Here is a 15,892-nt window from a genome sequence, read left to right as displayed (position 1 = left end):
GCTCGGGGGCAACGCGACCGGACAGCCAAAACACACAAAGAACGTATACGTACCTGTTTCTGCGTGACAACGTTTACGGGTTCGCGTAAAAAGGCGGGTAATCCGAAGCCCGTCAATATGCCCATCAAACGCTCCCTGGCCACCGAGGGGGATCGCTCCGTCCTGCAAGGGGATCACGAGCCTTCCCGCATCATCGTTCCCGGTAACGAGAACGTCCTGGTTCCGTCCGAGAAATTCCAGCGCCTCTTCGACGAGGCCCAGGCGATGGAGCGCGAGGACGCCTGGCACAGTGGCGAAGTGGGCTTCCTCAGCCGCGCCAGCGTGCAGGTAACCCTGCCGTATCGCGCCCCGAAGGGCGCGCCGCCCGTGTGGACGCGCACCAGCGGCAACATCTCGCTGATGATCCAGCCGGGCTACTTCACGCAGCAGCGCTCCGAACGGGCGGCCAATGGTCGTCAGAAGCTCGTCTCCGAAACCGTGTCGCTCGGGTATCCGTACGGCTCCTATCCGCGTTTGATGCTTGCCTGGATCGGCAAGGAAATCATGGCGAAGAAGAAGCGCGGCGAGTTTACGGGCACGGTCGAGGACCGCCGCATCTCGCTCGGCAATTCGCTGTCGGAATTCATGTACAACCTCGGCATTCCGATGGCCACCGGCGGCAAGCGCGGAACCATGACGCTGGTGCGCCAGCAAATGATCCGGCTGTTCTCGGCGACCATTGCGATCGTGCAGAACAAGTCGACGCCGACGCCCAATCAGACGCCGAATCACGAACCCCTGTCGATCGACCGTGTGGGCTACCTGCTGGCCGACCAGCTGTCGACGTGGTGGGACCCGATGCAGCCCGGTCAGGGCTCGATGTTCGAGAGCTTCGTGGTGCTCTCCGAGCCGTTCTTCAACGAGCTGGTGAACCGTCCCGTACCGGTCGATATGCGCGCGCTCAAGGCGCTCAAGCAGTCGCCGTTCGCACTGGACGTGTATTCGTGGCTGACCTACCGGTTCTTCACGATCCAACGACGCACCGAGATCCCTTGGGAAGCGCTCCAGATGCAGTTCGGTACCGAGACCGAGAGCGAGCGCAAGTTCCGCGCGCTGTTCCGCAAGGCGCTCAAGGATGTGCTGGTGGTGTATCCGGGCGCCAAGGTCGACGCCGATTCGTCGAAAGCCCTGGTCCTGCAGCCGTCCCGCACGAGCGTTCGCAAGCTGGCCTGAAGGCGAACTGACCGCTGGAACGAAAAAGGCAAGCGACGAGCGCTTGCCTTTTTCTTTTACCCGTCACGCGCTTGCGCGCATGGCAGGACGTTCAGTGAGACAGGGTCAGGCGGGCTTGATCGCCGATGCCTGCAGACCCTTGGGGCCCTGCTTCACTTCAAACGTCACACGCTGACCATCCTTCAGGGTCTTGAAACCCGAGCCCTGGATTTCCGAGAAGTGCGCGAACAGATCTGCACCACCGTCGTCCGGGGTAATGAAGCCGAAGCCCTTGGTCTCGTTAAACCACTTGACCGTACCGGTTGCCATAGGAATTTCCTTTCGAAGCAAGTTCTTGTACACAACGCAAACAACCGTTCAAGCACGTTGAGGTCTCGTAGATACCGAACGGAAGCCAACGAGGTTGACACGACTTGACTCGACTGTAGCGCGCATCATAACCAGTTTGTTCTGCTGTGTCATGTGCGGGGTAATGCGCACTATCTTTACTTTAGGCGGATTCTCTGCCTCTTTTCAAGAGGAAATCTCCGCAAATTTAAGGTAGGCGGTGTTTACCCTTTCACCGTGGCGTGGAGGTATCACGCTACGAGACATAAAATTTGAATAATGAAAAATGGGTTGTAGCGCACTGCCGATTTGGCTACAGTTCCGCCTGTAGAGAACTCGTCATGTGCGCTTTCAGCGCTGAAAGTGAGGCCAGTGTGGCAGCAAAAATCATTACCGTGTTCAACCAGAAAGGCGGCTGTGGCAAGACCACGGTAAGCATGCACCTGGCTGGCACGCTGGGCCTGCGCGGCGCCCGTTCCATGCTTGTCGATATGGATGAGCAGGGCACCGCCACGCGATGGGCCGCACAGGCGACCGACGAACGCCCATTTCCCGCTTCCGTGATCGGCCTGGCGCCGTCCGGCGGCGCGATGCACCGCGAAGTCCGCAAATTCATCCACGACTACGACTACATCCTTGTCGACTGCCCGCCCGCCGTGCATTCGGCCGCGCCGTCGAGCGCGCTCCTGATTTCCGACCTCGCGATCATTCCGGTTGTCCCGTCGCCGCCTGACCTGTGGGCGGCCGTCGCAGCGAAGACGCTTGCGCAGCATGCACAGGTCCAGAATGAGACCCTGCAGATACGCGTGATGGCCAATATGGTCCAGCGACGTGTCTCGATTGCCCGCCAGGCCATCGAGATCCTGGGGGATGACGGTGATGTGCCGCTGCTGAACGCCCTGATCGGCTCCCGTTCGGCGTTCCGGGAATGCCAGGCCATCGGCTGCACCGTGCACGGTGTGCCGGGCGCCCGCGAGGCCGTGCAGGAGGTCGACATGATGGTCGACGAAATCCTGTCCCTGATCGAGTAATTCCCATGGCAACGAAACTGAAAAGCCTGAAGGCCGGCATGCTGGCCGGCATGGCGGCGGAGAAAACCCGCAACGACACGATGGATCGCTTCGCCAGGGCGGAAGCGGCGATCTCCCAGCACCCGAATGGCCTGCTCCAGACCCAGCGTCCCGAGCGTCCGGTAGTTGCCGAAATCCAAACTTTCAGCGCTGAAAGTGCGGAACCGACTGAAACGGGTCGAACGCTGATCAAGATCCCCATTGCGCAACTGCACGACAATCCTTTCAATGCGCGTCGAATTTATGATCCCGCAGTGGTCCAGGAACGTGCTGCGTCGATCGCTACGCATGGGCAGAAAACGCCCGGTCTGGCGGCGCCGGACCCGGTGCGCCCCGGGCACTACATCCTCATCGATGGTCACTATCGCAAGCGCGCCCTGGCCTCGGCCGGCAAGCTCGAGATGGAATGCTTTATCGAGAGCGACCTCAGCGATCTCGATTTCTACCGACTCTCGTTCCTGCTCAACGAGCAGCGCTCGGACCAGTCCGCACTCGACAACGCGATTGCCTGGCGGCAGTTGCTGGACGAAGGCAAGGTCCAGAAGGAGGAGGAGATCTGCGAGCTGACCGGGATGTCGGCGGGCACGGTTAACAAGACCCTGGCGCTGCTGAAGCTGCCGGACTCGGTGCTCGGCGTGATGCGTGAGCGACCGAGCGCCATCGGGATTGCCGCCGGTTACGAGCTGACGCTGTTCTGCAAGATCGCCGGCGAAGACCGCACGCGTGATCTGGCGACGCGCATCATGAACGACGGCCTGTCCAGCCGCGAGGTCGAGGCGATCCGTAAACATGCGCAGGAAGGGAAGTCGCGCAAGGTCAAGGAGATCAGCCGGCAGTACAAGATCCGGACCGAGTCGGGGCAGCTTCTGGGCACGATCAAGGAGTGGGATTCGGGCCGGGTAATGCTCGATGTTCAGCTGTCCGACCGCAATGCCCGGGAGGACCTGCTCGAGGTCCTTAAGGCACGCTTCGGATTGGATAAAACGCTACTCTGAGTTTTTTGCAGTCGCGTTCGCTAACTCATTGTTTCATCGAACATTTGGATCGCAGCAAAAGGTACGCTCGGGGTCATTTTGGGCCGTCCGGCAACGGACGCCCGGCGAGCGCCAGGAGGCGCGGCGTGAACCCAATTTCGGCCAGTTCTCGGCCCGCCGCGAAGCGCTTCCAGGTACCCCGTAGCAACTGGTCCAAACCACTCGCGGCGTAGCCCGCACCGACCTGCGCCTGCTTGGCGCGACCCCGCGCCGTGGCCGGAAATTCGCTTGGTGCGAGCAGGGCGGCGTCGGCGTTCCAGCCGGCCTCCACCTGAATCCCGCGATCGGCCCAGTGCGCGCGCAGCGCCATCCAGACGTCTTCATCGAGCCGCAAACCTGAATCTTCGGATTCATTTCGGGCCCCGGGCAGCAGCCGCGCGCTGCGTCCGGCGAGCCGGACATCCCCCAGCCGCATCGCCGGCAGTGCCGAAATCCGCACCCCGTGCCGATGCACCAGCAGCGCCGTCGCCCGTGCGGCCCGGTGTCTGGGGGAGGCCTCCACCGCCCCGAGCCATGCCAGGAAGTCATCGACAACACCGGGCGGAAGCAAATTCGAGCGATTCGTTTCGATAGATTCCGACGCAGCAACGGGTACGCCCCCGGCCGGTACAGCCGCACCGCCTTGCCGCACCCCCGCCCGCACCATCGCCCGGAGCAGGGCGCGAACCACACGCAGGGAAGCCTCGATCGAGCTCGCGCCGAGTGGTCCCTCGAACGGCCGCCAGTGCGCCCGGTCTCGGGCGCCCGCCGGGCCGCACCAGAAGGCCGCCGGCTGGGGATCCGCCAGAAAGCTGCGGTAGCGCACGAGATCATCCGTCTCCAGCCCCCGGACCGAACCACGCTGCTGGGCGACCCAGAGCAGCAGCCGCTCCGCCTCCCGTCGATAGCTCCCGGCCGTATGCGGGGAGCCGCTGTGGCGGGCTACCCAGTCCCGAATGAACCGCAGGTCATCCCCGAGCACCGCCGCGCCGGGGTCGCCAGACGATGGCGCCAGCATGTGTTCGAGCGGAACGGGTTCGCGCATCGCCGGCCCCAGCCGCTCCGGGACCAGTGCGGGTCTGCTCCGGTGTTGTGACGGAGAAAGCACATATGGCCGCACCGCCGTCGCGATCACCGACTGCTGCTGACCCAACCATCGTGTGATGACTTCGGCGGATTGCTGGCCGATGCGTGGCACGGCACGCCACCAACTACTGCCCCGCTGGTTCGCCAGATCAGTCAAATCGGCGATGGTGCGCACGCCCCCCGTCGCCAGCCGGCGGGCGAGGCTGGGGCGGAACCACAGCGATACCTGATGCCCCGGCAGCGGCCGGCCCTGGCCGAGCCGCTCGATGGACGACAACGCGTCCACCCGGCGCGTCATCCCGGCGTCAGACCGCCCGCGCAGCGCCTCGAACATGGCCGCGATATCGGGCCGGTCGTGCTGGAGCGCGAACTGCACCAGCCGGTCGCGCAGTGTCAGGATGCGCTGCACTGCCTGATGCTCGGTCAGCACATCGTCATCGTCCGGATCGAGCAGGTAGCGATTGGCGATGTCCACCGGCCGCATGCCCTGGGCATACGCCCGCACCACTGCAAATTCGGTTCGAGTGAGCTTGGTAGCGGCGAGCGTGTCGGGATCCGTGCTCATGAAGAAGGGGTGGTAAGTGATTGAGTTATAACAACTTTAGGGGAGTGCCAATCCGTACCAGGCACTTTTGAATATCAAAGTGCAATGTAAATTATTTTCGATGGGAAGCCAAGGGATTTGCCCGGGATGGCCCCCTGGGCTCACCGTCTGCCGGTTTCGCTGAAACGCTTAAAACAGACCGCCAAACATTTGACTTCCGTTCTTCAGCCCAGTCTCCAGAATGAGGAAACCTCGCTGGTCAGTGTTAAGACCAAGCGGGCGAAGGGAGGCGACCCATGGTCAGCAGGCGGAGAAAGGCCGGCGTCGGCGTGGGCGCCGTGGGCGGCGTCGTTCTGGCGAGTCTGTCTCCCGCCGCGCACGGGCAGGCGGCCTGCCCGACCATCGGCACGGGGCAGGTATCCGCCACCACAGCCTGCACGATCAGCGCTTCGGCCATCGGCACCACGGTAGCGGCGCCGGTGGCGATCACCGGCACCGGCGCCGGTGCGGATGTGACGGCGTCCGGCGTCACGCTGAGCCTCGGCGTGGCCAATGCGAACGGCGTCAACGCCTTGAGCGGGGCCCGGGTCTCGCTGACGGGCGGCGCCATCAATACCACCTCCAACGGTGCGGCGGCGGCCAGCCAGGTTGGGCTCAAGGCCGTTGGCGCGGGCTCCCGCGTGGTGGCCGATAACGTCCGGCTCAACCTGGCGCCGGCCAACTCGGTGTCGATGCAGGGCGTACGGGCCGAAGGCGGCGGGTCCGTGACGCTGACCCAATCGAACCTGACCGTGGGCGCCGCCGGCAGCGGGCGCAATTTCAACAATGGGCTTGTGGCCACCGGCGCGGGCAGCCTGATCACCGGTTCCGGCAACACCGTCGCGGTGGCGTCCAACTTCTCGAATGCCGCGCGCGCCGAACTGGGCGGCGCCATCGAGCTGTCCATCAGCACGCTCACGGCCACCGGCACTGGCAATGCCGCGAGCGGCCCCGTGGCCGCCGCCGCCGCGGTCTCGGGCGGTCGCATTGCCATTGGCGGCAGCGGCAACCTGCTCACCGGCGGGCCGGCGACGATGGCGCACGGCGTGTTCGTGTCGGGCACCGGCTCCTCGGCCACCATCGACCAGGCTACGATCCGTGCCAGCGGCAACAATTCCGCCGGGGTCGCGGTCGACCTGGGCGGCATTGCGACCCTGACGAACAGCACGGTCAGCGCGCCGACCTATCGCGGCGTGTCGGTCACTGGCAACAGCGACGCCATGCTGACCGACGTCTCGGTCGATAGCGCGGGCAGTGCCGCCATCGCGCTGGGGTCCGGCTCGCGCATGTCGATCACGCGCGGCACCCTCAGCAGTGGCGGGCAGGTGCCCACGGTGAATGTCGGCGGCGTGGGCTCGACCCTGACCACCGAGGGCGTGGCGATCGTCTCCACGGGCAGCGCCAACGCACCCGGCATCGCTATCACCCAGGACGGCCTGGCGACGATCAACGGCGGCACGGTCGATACCTTCGGCACCACGGCCCGCGCCCAGCGCGTGAAGGGCGTCACGGCCGCCTTGCCCAATGCGCGGCTCGTGACCAATGGCCTCGCCATCCACAACCGGGGCGACGAGGCGATTGGCGTGGCCGCCGACGATGGCGGCACGATCGAGATCAACCAGACCTCAGTACTCACCGACGGCCGCAACGGCATCGGTGTCTACGCGGGGGTGGACCCGCTCAAGCCCAACGTGGCAACGGTGGTAGCCACGGCGTCCCACATCGAGACGATGGGCGAGATCGCCCACGGCGCGCTGGCGCAGGCGCGTACCGTGCTCGACGTGCCCGCGCGGGTCTCCCTGACCAATGGCACCACCGTCATCACGCACGGCACGGGCGCGATGGGGCTGCGCGCCGTGTCGAAAGGCCGGGTCGAGGCGCTGTCCGGGTCCAGCGTGACGACCGAAGGGGCCGCCGCGCATGGCGCCTTTGCGCGCAACGCGCTGAGCCTCGTCCTGATCGACAACGCCACCGTGAGCACCAGTGGCGTGGGCGCGCACGGCGCCGTGGCGCTGGACGCCGGCCAGGTCAGCGGCAACCGGGCGACCGTGACCGCCAGCAACGCGGACGCCGCCGCGCTCTACGTGGCCGGCTACAACGACACGTTCACCGCGCAGGTGCCCACCGGCGCGGATTTCACCGCCTCCGTGCTGACCAGCCGGAGCGGCCCCGCCATCGCCGTGGCCGGGCCGGGCACCGTGACGTTGGCCGGCTCGACGGTTTCGGGCGTCGAGTGGCTCCGCGTCGGCTCGATCGGGGACTTTCCGACGCTGCCGCCGCCCGAGGCCCCCATCGGCCGGCCGGAGCCGCTGCCGTCCGTCGACGATCCCTCAACCCCGCCGTCCGATTCGGTCGCGCCGCTCGCGGCCCCCCTGCCAGCGATCAAAAAGCCCCTGGCCGTGGGCGATGTCGCCACCGTCGATGTCTCGGCCTCAACGCTGACCGGGGCGGCGACCACGCTACCGGGCACCACGTCCATCGTCACCCTGCGCGACCAGACCACGTGGCACCTCACCGGCAACTCGACGCTGACCACGCTCACCAACGCCGCGAGCCAGATCCTGTTCACGCCGCCGTCGGCGGGCACGTTCAAGACGCTGACGGTGAACACCTACACGGGCGCCGCGGGCGGCATCGGCCTGAACACGGTGCTGGCCGGCGACAACGCACCGTCGGACAGGCTCGTCATCGACACCGGCACCGCGTCCGGCACCACCGGGCTTACGATCACCAACGCCGGCGGCACCGGCGCGATCACGCAGCGCGATGGCATCCTGGTCGTCGATGCCGTCAACGGCGGCACCACCGCTCCCGGCAGCTTCGCGCTGGCCCGCCGCGCCGTGGCCGGCCCCTATGAGTACCGCCTGTACCGGGGCAGCCTGGACGGCAGTCAGGCCGATGCCTGGTACCTGCGCTCCGAGCGCGATCCGTCACCCGATCCGCCCCCGCCGGGGCCGCCCACGCCAGGGCAGGCGCTGTTCCGCCCCGAGGTGGCCGCCTATCTCGCCAACCAGCGCCTGGCCGGGCAGATGTTCGTGCACAGCCTGCACGACCGCCTGGGCGAGCCGCAGTACGTGGAAGGCCAGCCGTTCGACAAGGCCGAGGACAAGCCGCGCTCGGGATGGCTGCGCGTGGTCGGCAAATGGGAGGGCAGCCGCAGCCAGGACGGCAATTTCAAGGTCGATACCGACAGCTTCCTGCTGCACGGGGGCGCGGAACTCGCCAAATGGAAGGTGGCGAGTGAGGAAGACCGCCTGCATCTGGGGCTGATGGGCAGCTACGGCTATGCCAGCAGCGACGCGAAGGCGGCCGGCAACCCGGCGTCCGCCAGCGGCAAGGTGGAGGGCTTCAGCGTGGGCGCGTACGGCACCTGGTACCAGAACGACGAACGCAAGCTCGGTACCTATATAGATACGTGGTTCCAGTACGGCTGGTTCGACAACAAGGTCGAAGGCGACACCCTGCCCACCGTGAAGTACCACGCGCAGGGCTGGGCGGTCTCGGGCGAACTGGGCTACGCCGTGCCGCTGCGCCACGACTGGGTGATCGAGCCGCAGGGGCAGCTGATCTACGTCGACTACCGCGAACACGACATTACCGAGCCCAACGGCACGCGTATCGCGGGTGCCGACTCCACCGGCCTCATCACGCGGCTCGGCGTGCGGCTGCATCGCACCTATGTCCGTGCGGACGCGCGCAAGTGGCAGCCGTACGTGACTGTGAACTGGTGGCATACCAGCACGGACAGCAGCGTCCGCTTCAACGAGGTGCCGCTCGGCACGCTGTATCCGTCGAATCGCTATGAATTGAAGCTGGGGCTCAACCTGTCGATCTCGACGCGCTGGACCGGCTGGGCCAACGTGTCGGGCGCCTGGGGGGCGCAAAGTTTCCACCAGTATGCGGCCCGGATCGGGGCGAAATATACGTGGTGAGCGCGGGTGTCATACATGTGATGTATGGCAAACACCCGCTGTAAAAGTGCTGGATGAGGCATTTTGTGCCGCAAGCAGCCTAGGCAAAAACCCAACACGGGAAAACCCCCGCAATGCAGCATTCGCTTGCAATCACTCCGCGTGCTTCCTATGCTGAACACCAGAATTCAATTTAATTTGAATCTGAGTTGCGAAGCATCTAACGCGTGTCATACGCGAAACGGGGCGGTAGGCATCCTCCGAGGGAGGGCCGGGCAGGACAGCAGCGAGCCAGGACGGGAAACGCTGCGAGGCTCAGGAGGCGATACCTATCGTATGGGCGTGCAGCCGTGCCAAAAGCGGAGCATGTCCAATCAGCGCGCAGTGGATTGTACGCGGCATCCGCGCGCGCCAATAAGAAGTGAGCGGCCATGGCCACCATCCTGTTGCTCGAGCCACATCCTTTGCTCCGCCTTGGGCTGCGCCACCTGTTGGCACAGGCGCATGTTCCCGGCGATCTCGTCGATATCGACCCCCAGTCCCTGCATGAACCGGATCCCTGGACGCACCACGCCGATCTGCTGATCTATGGCCTGCCCGCCGATGCGGAAGCCGGCTGGCTTGGCCTCGCCGGCCTGTGCCAGCGGCTGGAGCCGCAACGCGTGCTGGTGCTGGCCGAACACGTGCCGGCGCCGCTGCCCGAATTCGGCCTGCCCGAGACCGTGCGCGGCCTGCTGGCGAAAGCCTGCTCCGCCGAGGCGCTCGAAGCCGCCATCCGCCTGGTGCTGGCCGGGGGCGAATGCTTCCCGTCGCAGCTCCCGGTCATGCGTGGCGCCGAGCCGGCTGCCCATCCGTACGCCCAACTGGGCGGCGAGCATGCCCACGCCGCGCCGGTGCCGGTGCCGGTGCCCGCAGCCTACGCCGACGGCCGCGACAGCCGCCATGCCGCCGCGCCGATCGTCGTGCCGCTGCACGGTGTGCCGAGCCACGGCCCGCAGTCGCACGCCACGCCGCTGGAAACCCCGACGGCAGGCGCCCATCTGCTCAATATCACCGAGCGACAGTACGAAGTGCTGGCCCTGCTCGCGCGCGGCTATCCGATCAAGACCGTCAGCCGGCTGCTCAATATCTCGGTGGCCACGGCGAAGACCCATGCATGCACGCTTTATCAGCGGCTGCACGTGCGCAACAAGGGCGAGGCGGTCTACGTCGCGCTCCAGCGCGGCGCCACGCTGAACTGGCAAGGGCCGACGGTCACCGCGCCGGCCTCGATCCGCCCGTCCGCCGTCCTGCAGTCCCGGGAGGCCTGTGAGGCCGCCTGAGCGCGGTCGCGCAGCCATCCGCTCGCGTCCCCCTTCTGCCGGCCCGCCCTCATCCGAAAGCATGAGGCGGTGACCGGCTGCGGTTGCTAGCTTTATTGCAGGCCGATTTGCAGACCCATTGCGGACGGCGTCACCCGACGCACGCCGCCACCGTCATCCATCCCCAGCCTGCCATCTGTGCCTTCCCGGCTGCGCCTGCCGCGCGGGTAGGTCGTGCGTGTGCCCAATCGGCACGCGTTCAGTGAACCGACGTCCGATAACCGTCGCGCCAGCGGTGACCCATGCCGCGCCGCGCAGACGTCCAACATGCCCGATCTCTGTCGATGACGACCTACCTGATCGCCAGCAACGAAATGATGTGCCGCATCCTCGCCAGACGCATGGAGGGGCAGGACATCTCCATGCCCGTGCGATGGCACGCGCCTGACTGGCTGCTCGATACCCCGGACCCGGAGGCGCGCGCCGCCTCCATCGACAATCCGGACGCCTCCGAGACCGTGCCGGACGCCCCGGTGGACATGGCCATCGTCGACTGCAGCGGCGTGGAGGGCGACCCCCGCGCGCTGCTGGACCGCGTGCGCGAGCGGCTGGCCCCGCATCGCTGGCTCGTGTTGTCCGATTCGCTCGATGCCGCGCTGATGGTCTACGCCGCGCAGATCGGCGCCAGCGGCTGCCTGGCCGTGCCCGCCCCGATCGAACTGGTCTGTGCCGCCGCCGCGCTGGTCTGGGCCGGCGGCCAGTGCTTCCCGCGCGCGGCCCTGGCGCTGCTGCGCGCCCAGCCGCGCCATGCCGGCACCGCGCCCGTCTCCCACCTCTACCCCCACCCCCACTCCGCTGACGGCACTACGGCAACCGGATGAAGGCGCGGCTGCGTCGCGCGACCTATGCTTGCGAGAAGTCCACGGTCTGAAGCCGGTGCCTTTGAGAGGCCGGCCGCCGTGGCGACGCAGGGGGTCGTATGGAACACGGAGTCAATATCCTGGTCGTGCATGGCTTTGCCGTGCGCGAGGGCCGGGGCAAGTGGGCATGTTGTTTCGAGATTCGGCTCGCCATCGCAGGAGGCGGGCCGTTGTTGTTTCGGGGCGAGCTGCACGGCCGGTGCTTCGCCACCGAGGCGGCCGCCGTCCTCGCCGCGTGCGAGTTCGGCGAGCGGGAGGCCACCCGGCACATGGCCACCGCGCGCGCGATGATCGCGGCGGACGACGACGAGGCGTCGCGCCAAAAAAGAAGCCCGCCGACCGGGGGACCATGCGGGCTTTGAAATGGCGCCGTCCTGGACGTGCGCCATTCATGTGACGATAGCCAAACGCCGGCAACGGGCGTATTGGCCAGAAGCATCACGCGCCGCATGGGGCGCACGCCCCGGTCACCGGGCCTCCACCTTCCCGCGCAAACGCATGCCCCGCGCCGGGCGCGCGCCCGCCGGCGGCACGCCGCGCGGCACCGTCTCCACCTTCTGGCTGGTTGAGGCGGCTGAACATTGCGTCGCACACTGCGGGCGCGACGGTGCGAACCTCCGTCAGCCGGCCTAACCCCGTCATCCTTTTCTGTGAGCTGCCGCACCATGTCTGTCTGGCCCCTTGTCTCCCGCGTTGGCGAAAGCGCACTGCTCATGCCCTGCGCGCTCGTCGTGTTCGCGTGGCTGCAGTCGGGCCGCGCCCCGCACGACCGCGACAACGCCATGCGCTGGGCACTCACGTTCGGCGGCGCCGTGGCGCTGGTCGTGGCCAGCAAGCTGGCCTTCATGGGCTGGGGCATCGGCAGCCGCGCCTTCGACTTCACCGGCATCTCCGGGCACAGCACGATGGCCGCCGCCGTGCTGCCGGTGCTGGCGCGGCTGCTGGTGCCGGAGCGCCATCGCGTGATGGCGGTGGTGGCCGTGGCAGTGAGCGTGGCGGTTGCCATCGTGGTGGGCGTGTCGCGGCTGGCGCTGGAGGTACATTCGCCGGCCGAGATCGTGGCCGGGCTGGCGCTGGGCTTCGGCGCGAGCGCCAGCTTCCTGGTCTGGTCCGCCCGGCCGCTGCGCGCCGCGCCGCGCGTGGTGGCGGGCGTCGTGCTGCTGCTGGCGCTGGCGGCGCCGCATCCGTCGGTGAGCCTGCCGACGCATGGCATGCTCGAGCGCATCGCCAGCCATCTCGCCGGGCGGGAGGAGCCCTACCGGCGCGGCGAATGGCACGATGGGCTGGGTGGGCACGGCAGGCATGAAGCGCGACAGGGACACGCTGCCGCGCTGACCGGCGACGCCGCGCGCTGTGTGCGCCACCAAACAGACCCGCCCGCCCGGCAGCACGACGATACCTGACAGGGTGGCCCGCTCCGCCCCGGCAGGAGAACCAACATGTCAGCAGTGCGCGCCTTCGTCGCTGGGCGACAGGGAACCTTCCAGTACCTGTACCGCGCGACCGACGCCCTCGTCATCGGCGCCACCGGCTTTGCCATCGGCGAACTGGTCTTCCCCGAAGGCCTGCGCGGCGCCGCGCCGGTCCATGGCTTCCTGACCGCCTTCTGCGCGCTGGGCGCGCTGCTGATCTTTCCCGCCTGCGGCCTGTACGGGTCCTGGCGCGGACGCAGCAAGGCCGGGCTGGCCGTGCGCGTGCTGGCGGCCTGGAGCGTGGTCTGCCTGCTGGCGCTGGTGTCCGCCTTCCTGCTGCACCAGGTGGCTGGCGTGTCGCGGCTGTGGTCGGTGCTCTGGGTGGCGTGGTCGGCGGTCGGGCTGGTGAGTTCGCGCGTGGTGCTCTACGGCACCCTGAGCAGCGTGCGCCAGCAGGGCATCAACGCCAAGCGCGTGGTGATCCTCGGCTACGGGCCGCTCGGGCACGACATGTTCCGCCGCGTGGCGCAGATTCCGGGCGCCGGCTACGAGGTGGTGGGCATCTACGACGAAGCCGGCACCGACGACCTCCCCGAAGGCGTGGCCCCGCTGCGCTCGCTCGATCAGGTCTGCACCTTCGTACACGCCCACCGCGTGCGCGAGATCTGGCTGACGCTGCCGATGGCGGCCTGCCGCGACCTCTACGACGTGGTCTTCCACTTCCGCAACGACCTCGTCGATATCCGCTGGGTGCCGGACATCATGTCCGTCGAGCTGCTCGGCCATCGCTTCTCCGAGTTCATGGGCCTGCCCGTGATCGACCTCAACAGCCCGCCCGACTCGGGCGTGACCGGCCTGGTCAAGGCCAGCTTCGACCGCGTGTTCGCGCTGGCGGTGCTGCTCGGGTTGTCGCCGCTGCTGCTCGCCATCGCCCTCGCCGTGCGGCTGTCCTCGCCGGGTCCGGTCCTGTTCCGGCAGGCGCGGCTCGGCATGGACGGCCAGCCGTTCCACGTCTTCAAGTTCCGGTCGATGGTGGCGCACACCGATGCCGGCGTGACGCAGGCCGCGCCCGGCGACCCCCGCGTGACGCGCGTGGGCGCCTTCCTGCGCCGCACCAGCCTGGACGAGCTGCCGCAGTTCCTGAACGTGCTGCGCGGCGAGATGTCCGTGGTCGGCCCACGCCCGCACGCCATCGAGCACAACGAGCTCTACAAGGAGATCGTGGACCGCTACATGCTGCGCCACCGCGTGAAGCCCGGCATCACGGGCTGGGCGCAGATCAACGGTTGCCGGGGTCGCACCGACACGGTGGAGAAAATGCGCCGGCGTACCGAGTTCGACATCTTCTACATCCGCAATTGGTCCTTCGTCCTGGACCTCCGCATCATCGGCCACACCGCCGTCTACGGCTGGACCGGCCGGGACGCCTACTGACGGCTGACCCGGCGCGGCAATGTGACCTGTCGCGCGTGCCCCGGGGAGTTTGTTGGACACCGCACCGAAGCCGTGCCCCCGCTGCGGCCCAATGGCACCGTGAGCAGGAACCGATCCTAAACAGGCGCCCGCCACGGCCGCCGCCACACCTGCCTTCTGACCAGGAGATACGCCATGAAGGAAACCATCCGACAGATCCTTGCCGAAGTGGCCCGCCTCGACGTCCCCATCGAGACGCTGGACGATCAGGCCGACCTCTACCAGGCGGGCCTGTCGTCGCTGGCCACGGTGCACGTGATGCTGGCCATCGAGAACGCGTTCAACATCGAGATTCCGGATCACATGCTGACCCGCCAGCTCTTCAAGAGCGTGAACTCGCTCGCGGCGGCGGCCTCGCAACTGCAGGAGGCTGCGTGATGAACCCCGTTCTCGCCGCGGTGGACCAGGCGTCGCCGCATCCCGCACCGGCGGACCCCGCCGCCCTGATCGCCGCCGCCCAGGCTGCCGCCGCCGTCGCCGCCACGCATGCCGATGCGGTGGACCGCGACGCGCGCTTCCCGGATGAAGCCTTCGTCACGCTGCGCGAGCACGGCCTGCTCGGCGCGATGATCCCGACGCACCTCGGCGGTGCCGGCGCCACGCTCGATACCGTGGCCGCCATCTGCCGCGTGCTGGGCGGCGCCTGTGCCGCCACCGGCATGGTCTACGCGATGCACCAGATCCAGGTGGCGTGCGTGCTCGAGCACGGCATGGGCAGCCCGTGGCACGAGGGCCTGCTGTCCCGCGTGGCGGGCGAGCAGCTGCTGCTGGCCTCGGCCACCTCGGAGGAAGCCATTGGCGGCGCGCTGCGCAACAGCGGCTGCGCGGTCAACGCCGAGGGCGAGCGCTTCCACCTGCTCAAGATGGCGCCGACGATCTCGTACGGCGCGCACGCGGACGGCATCCTGATCACCGCACGCCGCAGCGCCGACGCCGCGCCGTCCGACCAGGTGCTGGTCTGCGCGCTGAAGGCTGACTACACGCTGCAGAGCCTGAACACCTGGGACACGCTCGGCATGCGCGGCACCTGCAGCAACGGCTTCCGCCTCGAAGCGGCGGGCGACGTGGCGCAGATCCTGCCGGTGCCGTTCGGCCAGATTGCCGACGAGACCATGACGCCGGTGTCGCACATCGTCTGGAGCGCACTCTGGCTCGGCATTGCCGGCGATGCCGTGCAGCGCGCCAAGACCTTCTTCCAGGGCCAGGCGCGCGCGCGTCCGGGCTCGATGCCGCCGTCCGCGCCGCGCGTGGCGGAGGCCGTGAGCCTGCTCCAGATGATCGAGGCCCGGCTGGACCTCGCGCTCGCCCACCAGCGCGCGCGGCATGTGGCCCAGGGGGTGTCGTCCTTCACCCTGGCCGCCGAGATGAACGGGCTGAAGACGGCCGTCTCCACCATGGCGCTCGAAGTCGTGCAGCAGGCCATGCTGGTCTGCGGCATGGCCGGCTACAAGCACGGCACGCCGTTCAGCCTGGGGCGCCATCTGCGCGACCTGTGGTCGGCGCCGCTGATGATCAACAACGATCGCATCCTGTCCAACACGGCCAACCTGCTGCTGGCCGACCGGACCTGAGAGAAGTCGAAAC

Annotated in this window: 13 protein-coding genes; 11 read left to right on the top strand and 2 right to left on the bottom strand. The window is 67.5% G+C overall.

The annotated features are described in order from the left end of the window. The first annotated feature begins 117 nt into the window (after nucleotides 1-117). Nucleotides 118-1,212: a replication protein RepA gene (locus tag AC1DEL_RS00375; RefSeq protein WP_092294194.1), complete on the top strand. Its 1,095-nt coding sequence runs from the start codon at nucleotides 118-120 to the stop codon at nucleotides 1,210-1,212. 105 nt (nucleotides 1,213-1,317) lie between these two features. Here AC1DEL_RS00375 and AC1DEL_RS00370 read toward each other — a convergent pair whose 3' ends face one another. Further along, on the bottom strand, nucleotides 1,318-1,521 hold the full coding sequence (locus AC1DEL_RS00370) for a cold-shock protein (RefSeq protein WP_006159056.1): 204 nt from the start codon (nucleotides 1,519-1,521) through the stop codon (nucleotides 1,318-1,320). Nucleotides 1,522-1,913: 392 nt separating this feature from the next. On the opposite strand from AC1DEL_RS00370, the gene AC1DEL_RS00365 reads away from it, so the two are divergent. Continuing rightward, on the top strand, nucleotides 1,914-2,570 hold the full coding sequence (locus tag AC1DEL_RS00365) for an AAA family ATPase (protein ID WP_092294390.1): 657 nt from the start codon (nucleotides 1,914-1,916) through the stop codon (nucleotides 2,568-2,570). 5 nt (nucleotides 2,571-2,575) lie between these two features. Continuing rightward, nucleotides 2,576-3,604: a ParB/RepB/Spo0J family partition protein gene (locus tag AC1DEL_RS00360; RefSeq protein WP_092294196.1), complete on the top strand. Its 1,029-nt coding sequence runs from the start codon at nucleotides 2,576-2,578 to the stop codon at nucleotides 3,602-3,604. A 73-nt stretch (nucleotides 3,605-3,677) separates the two neighbouring features. Here the strand turns inward: AC1DEL_RS00360 and AC1DEL_RS00355 are convergent, their stop codons facing one another. Then, nucleotides 3,678-5,273: a phage integrase family protein gene (locus tag AC1DEL_RS00355; protein ID WP_477125126.1), complete on the bottom strand. Its 1,596-nt coding sequence runs from the start codon at nucleotides 5,271-5,273 to the stop codon at nucleotides 3,678-3,680. 275 nt (nucleotides 5,274-5,548) lie between these two features. Between AC1DEL_RS00355 and AC1DEL_RS00350 the strand changes: the two genes are divergently transcribed. From AC1DEL_RS00350 to AC1DEL_RS00315, 8 genes are all read left to right on the top strand, one after another. Continuing rightward, nucleotides 5,549-9,223, top strand: a complete 3,675-nt coding sequence (locus AC1DEL_RS00350) for an autotransporter outer membrane beta-barrel domain-containing protein (protein ID WP_477125127.1) — start codon at nucleotides 5,549-5,551, stop codon at nucleotides 9,221-9,223. A 410-nt stretch (nucleotides 9,224-9,633) separates the two neighbouring features. After that, nucleotides 9,634-10,524 (top strand): helix-turn-helix transcriptional regulator, encoded by an 891-nt coding sequence (locus AC1DEL_RS00345; RefSeq protein ID WP_092294202.1) that lies wholly within the window; start codon nucleotides 9,634-9,636, stop codon nucleotides 10,522-10,524. Nucleotides 10,525-10,847: 323 nt separating this feature from the next. Then, nucleotides 10,848-11,384 carry a DNA-binding response regulator gene (locus AC1DEL_RS00340; RefSeq protein ID WP_255370793.1) on the top strand — a complete coding sequence of 179 codons (537 nt, stop codon included), beginning with the start codon at nucleotides 10,848-10,850 and terminating at the stop codon, nucleotides 11,382-11,384. A 98-nt stretch (nucleotides 11,385-11,482) separates the two neighbouring features. Further along, nucleotides 11,483-11,785, top strand: coding sequence for a hypothetical protein (locus AC1DEL_RS00335; protein ID WP_255370794.1), 303 nt, complete (start codon nucleotides 11,483-11,485; stop codon nucleotides 11,783-11,785). Between the two features lie 351 nt (nucleotides 11,786-12,136). After that, complete coding sequence (locus AC1DEL_RS00330; protein ID WP_218158028.1) at nucleotides 12,137-12,826, top strand: phosphatase PAP2 family protein; 690 nt, start codon at nucleotides 12,137-12,139, stop codon at nucleotides 12,824-12,826. A 36-nt stretch (nucleotides 12,827-12,862) separates the two neighbouring features. Next, a complete protein-coding gene (locus AC1DEL_RS00325) occupies nucleotides 12,863-14,269 on the top strand; it encodes an undecaprenyl-phosphate glucose phosphotransferase (protein ID WP_092294206.1) in 1,407 nt (468 codons plus the stop codon). A 174-nt stretch (nucleotides 14,270-14,443) separates the two neighbouring features. Next, entirely contained in the window at nucleotides 14,444-14,686 is a 243-nt protein-coding gene (locus AC1DEL_RS00320; RefSeq protein ID WP_092294208.1) for an acyl carrier protein, read from the top strand. Continuing rightward, on the top strand, nucleotides 14,686-15,879 hold the full coding sequence (locus AC1DEL_RS00315; RefSeq protein WP_441591187.1) for an acyl-CoA dehydrogenase family protein: 1,194 nt from the start codon (nucleotides 14,686-14,688) through the stop codon (nucleotides 15,877-15,879). The genes AC1DEL_RS00320 and AC1DEL_RS00315 overlap by 1 nt, the downstream gene beginning before the upstream one ends. Nucleotides 15,880-15,892 lie beyond the last annotated feature (13 nt).

The organism is Cupriavidus sp. 10L43_2 (assembly GCF_056395265.1).
The sequence above is the reverse complement of the archived record's forward strand: the minus strand, read 5'-3'. Positions and strand labels throughout refer to the sequence as shown.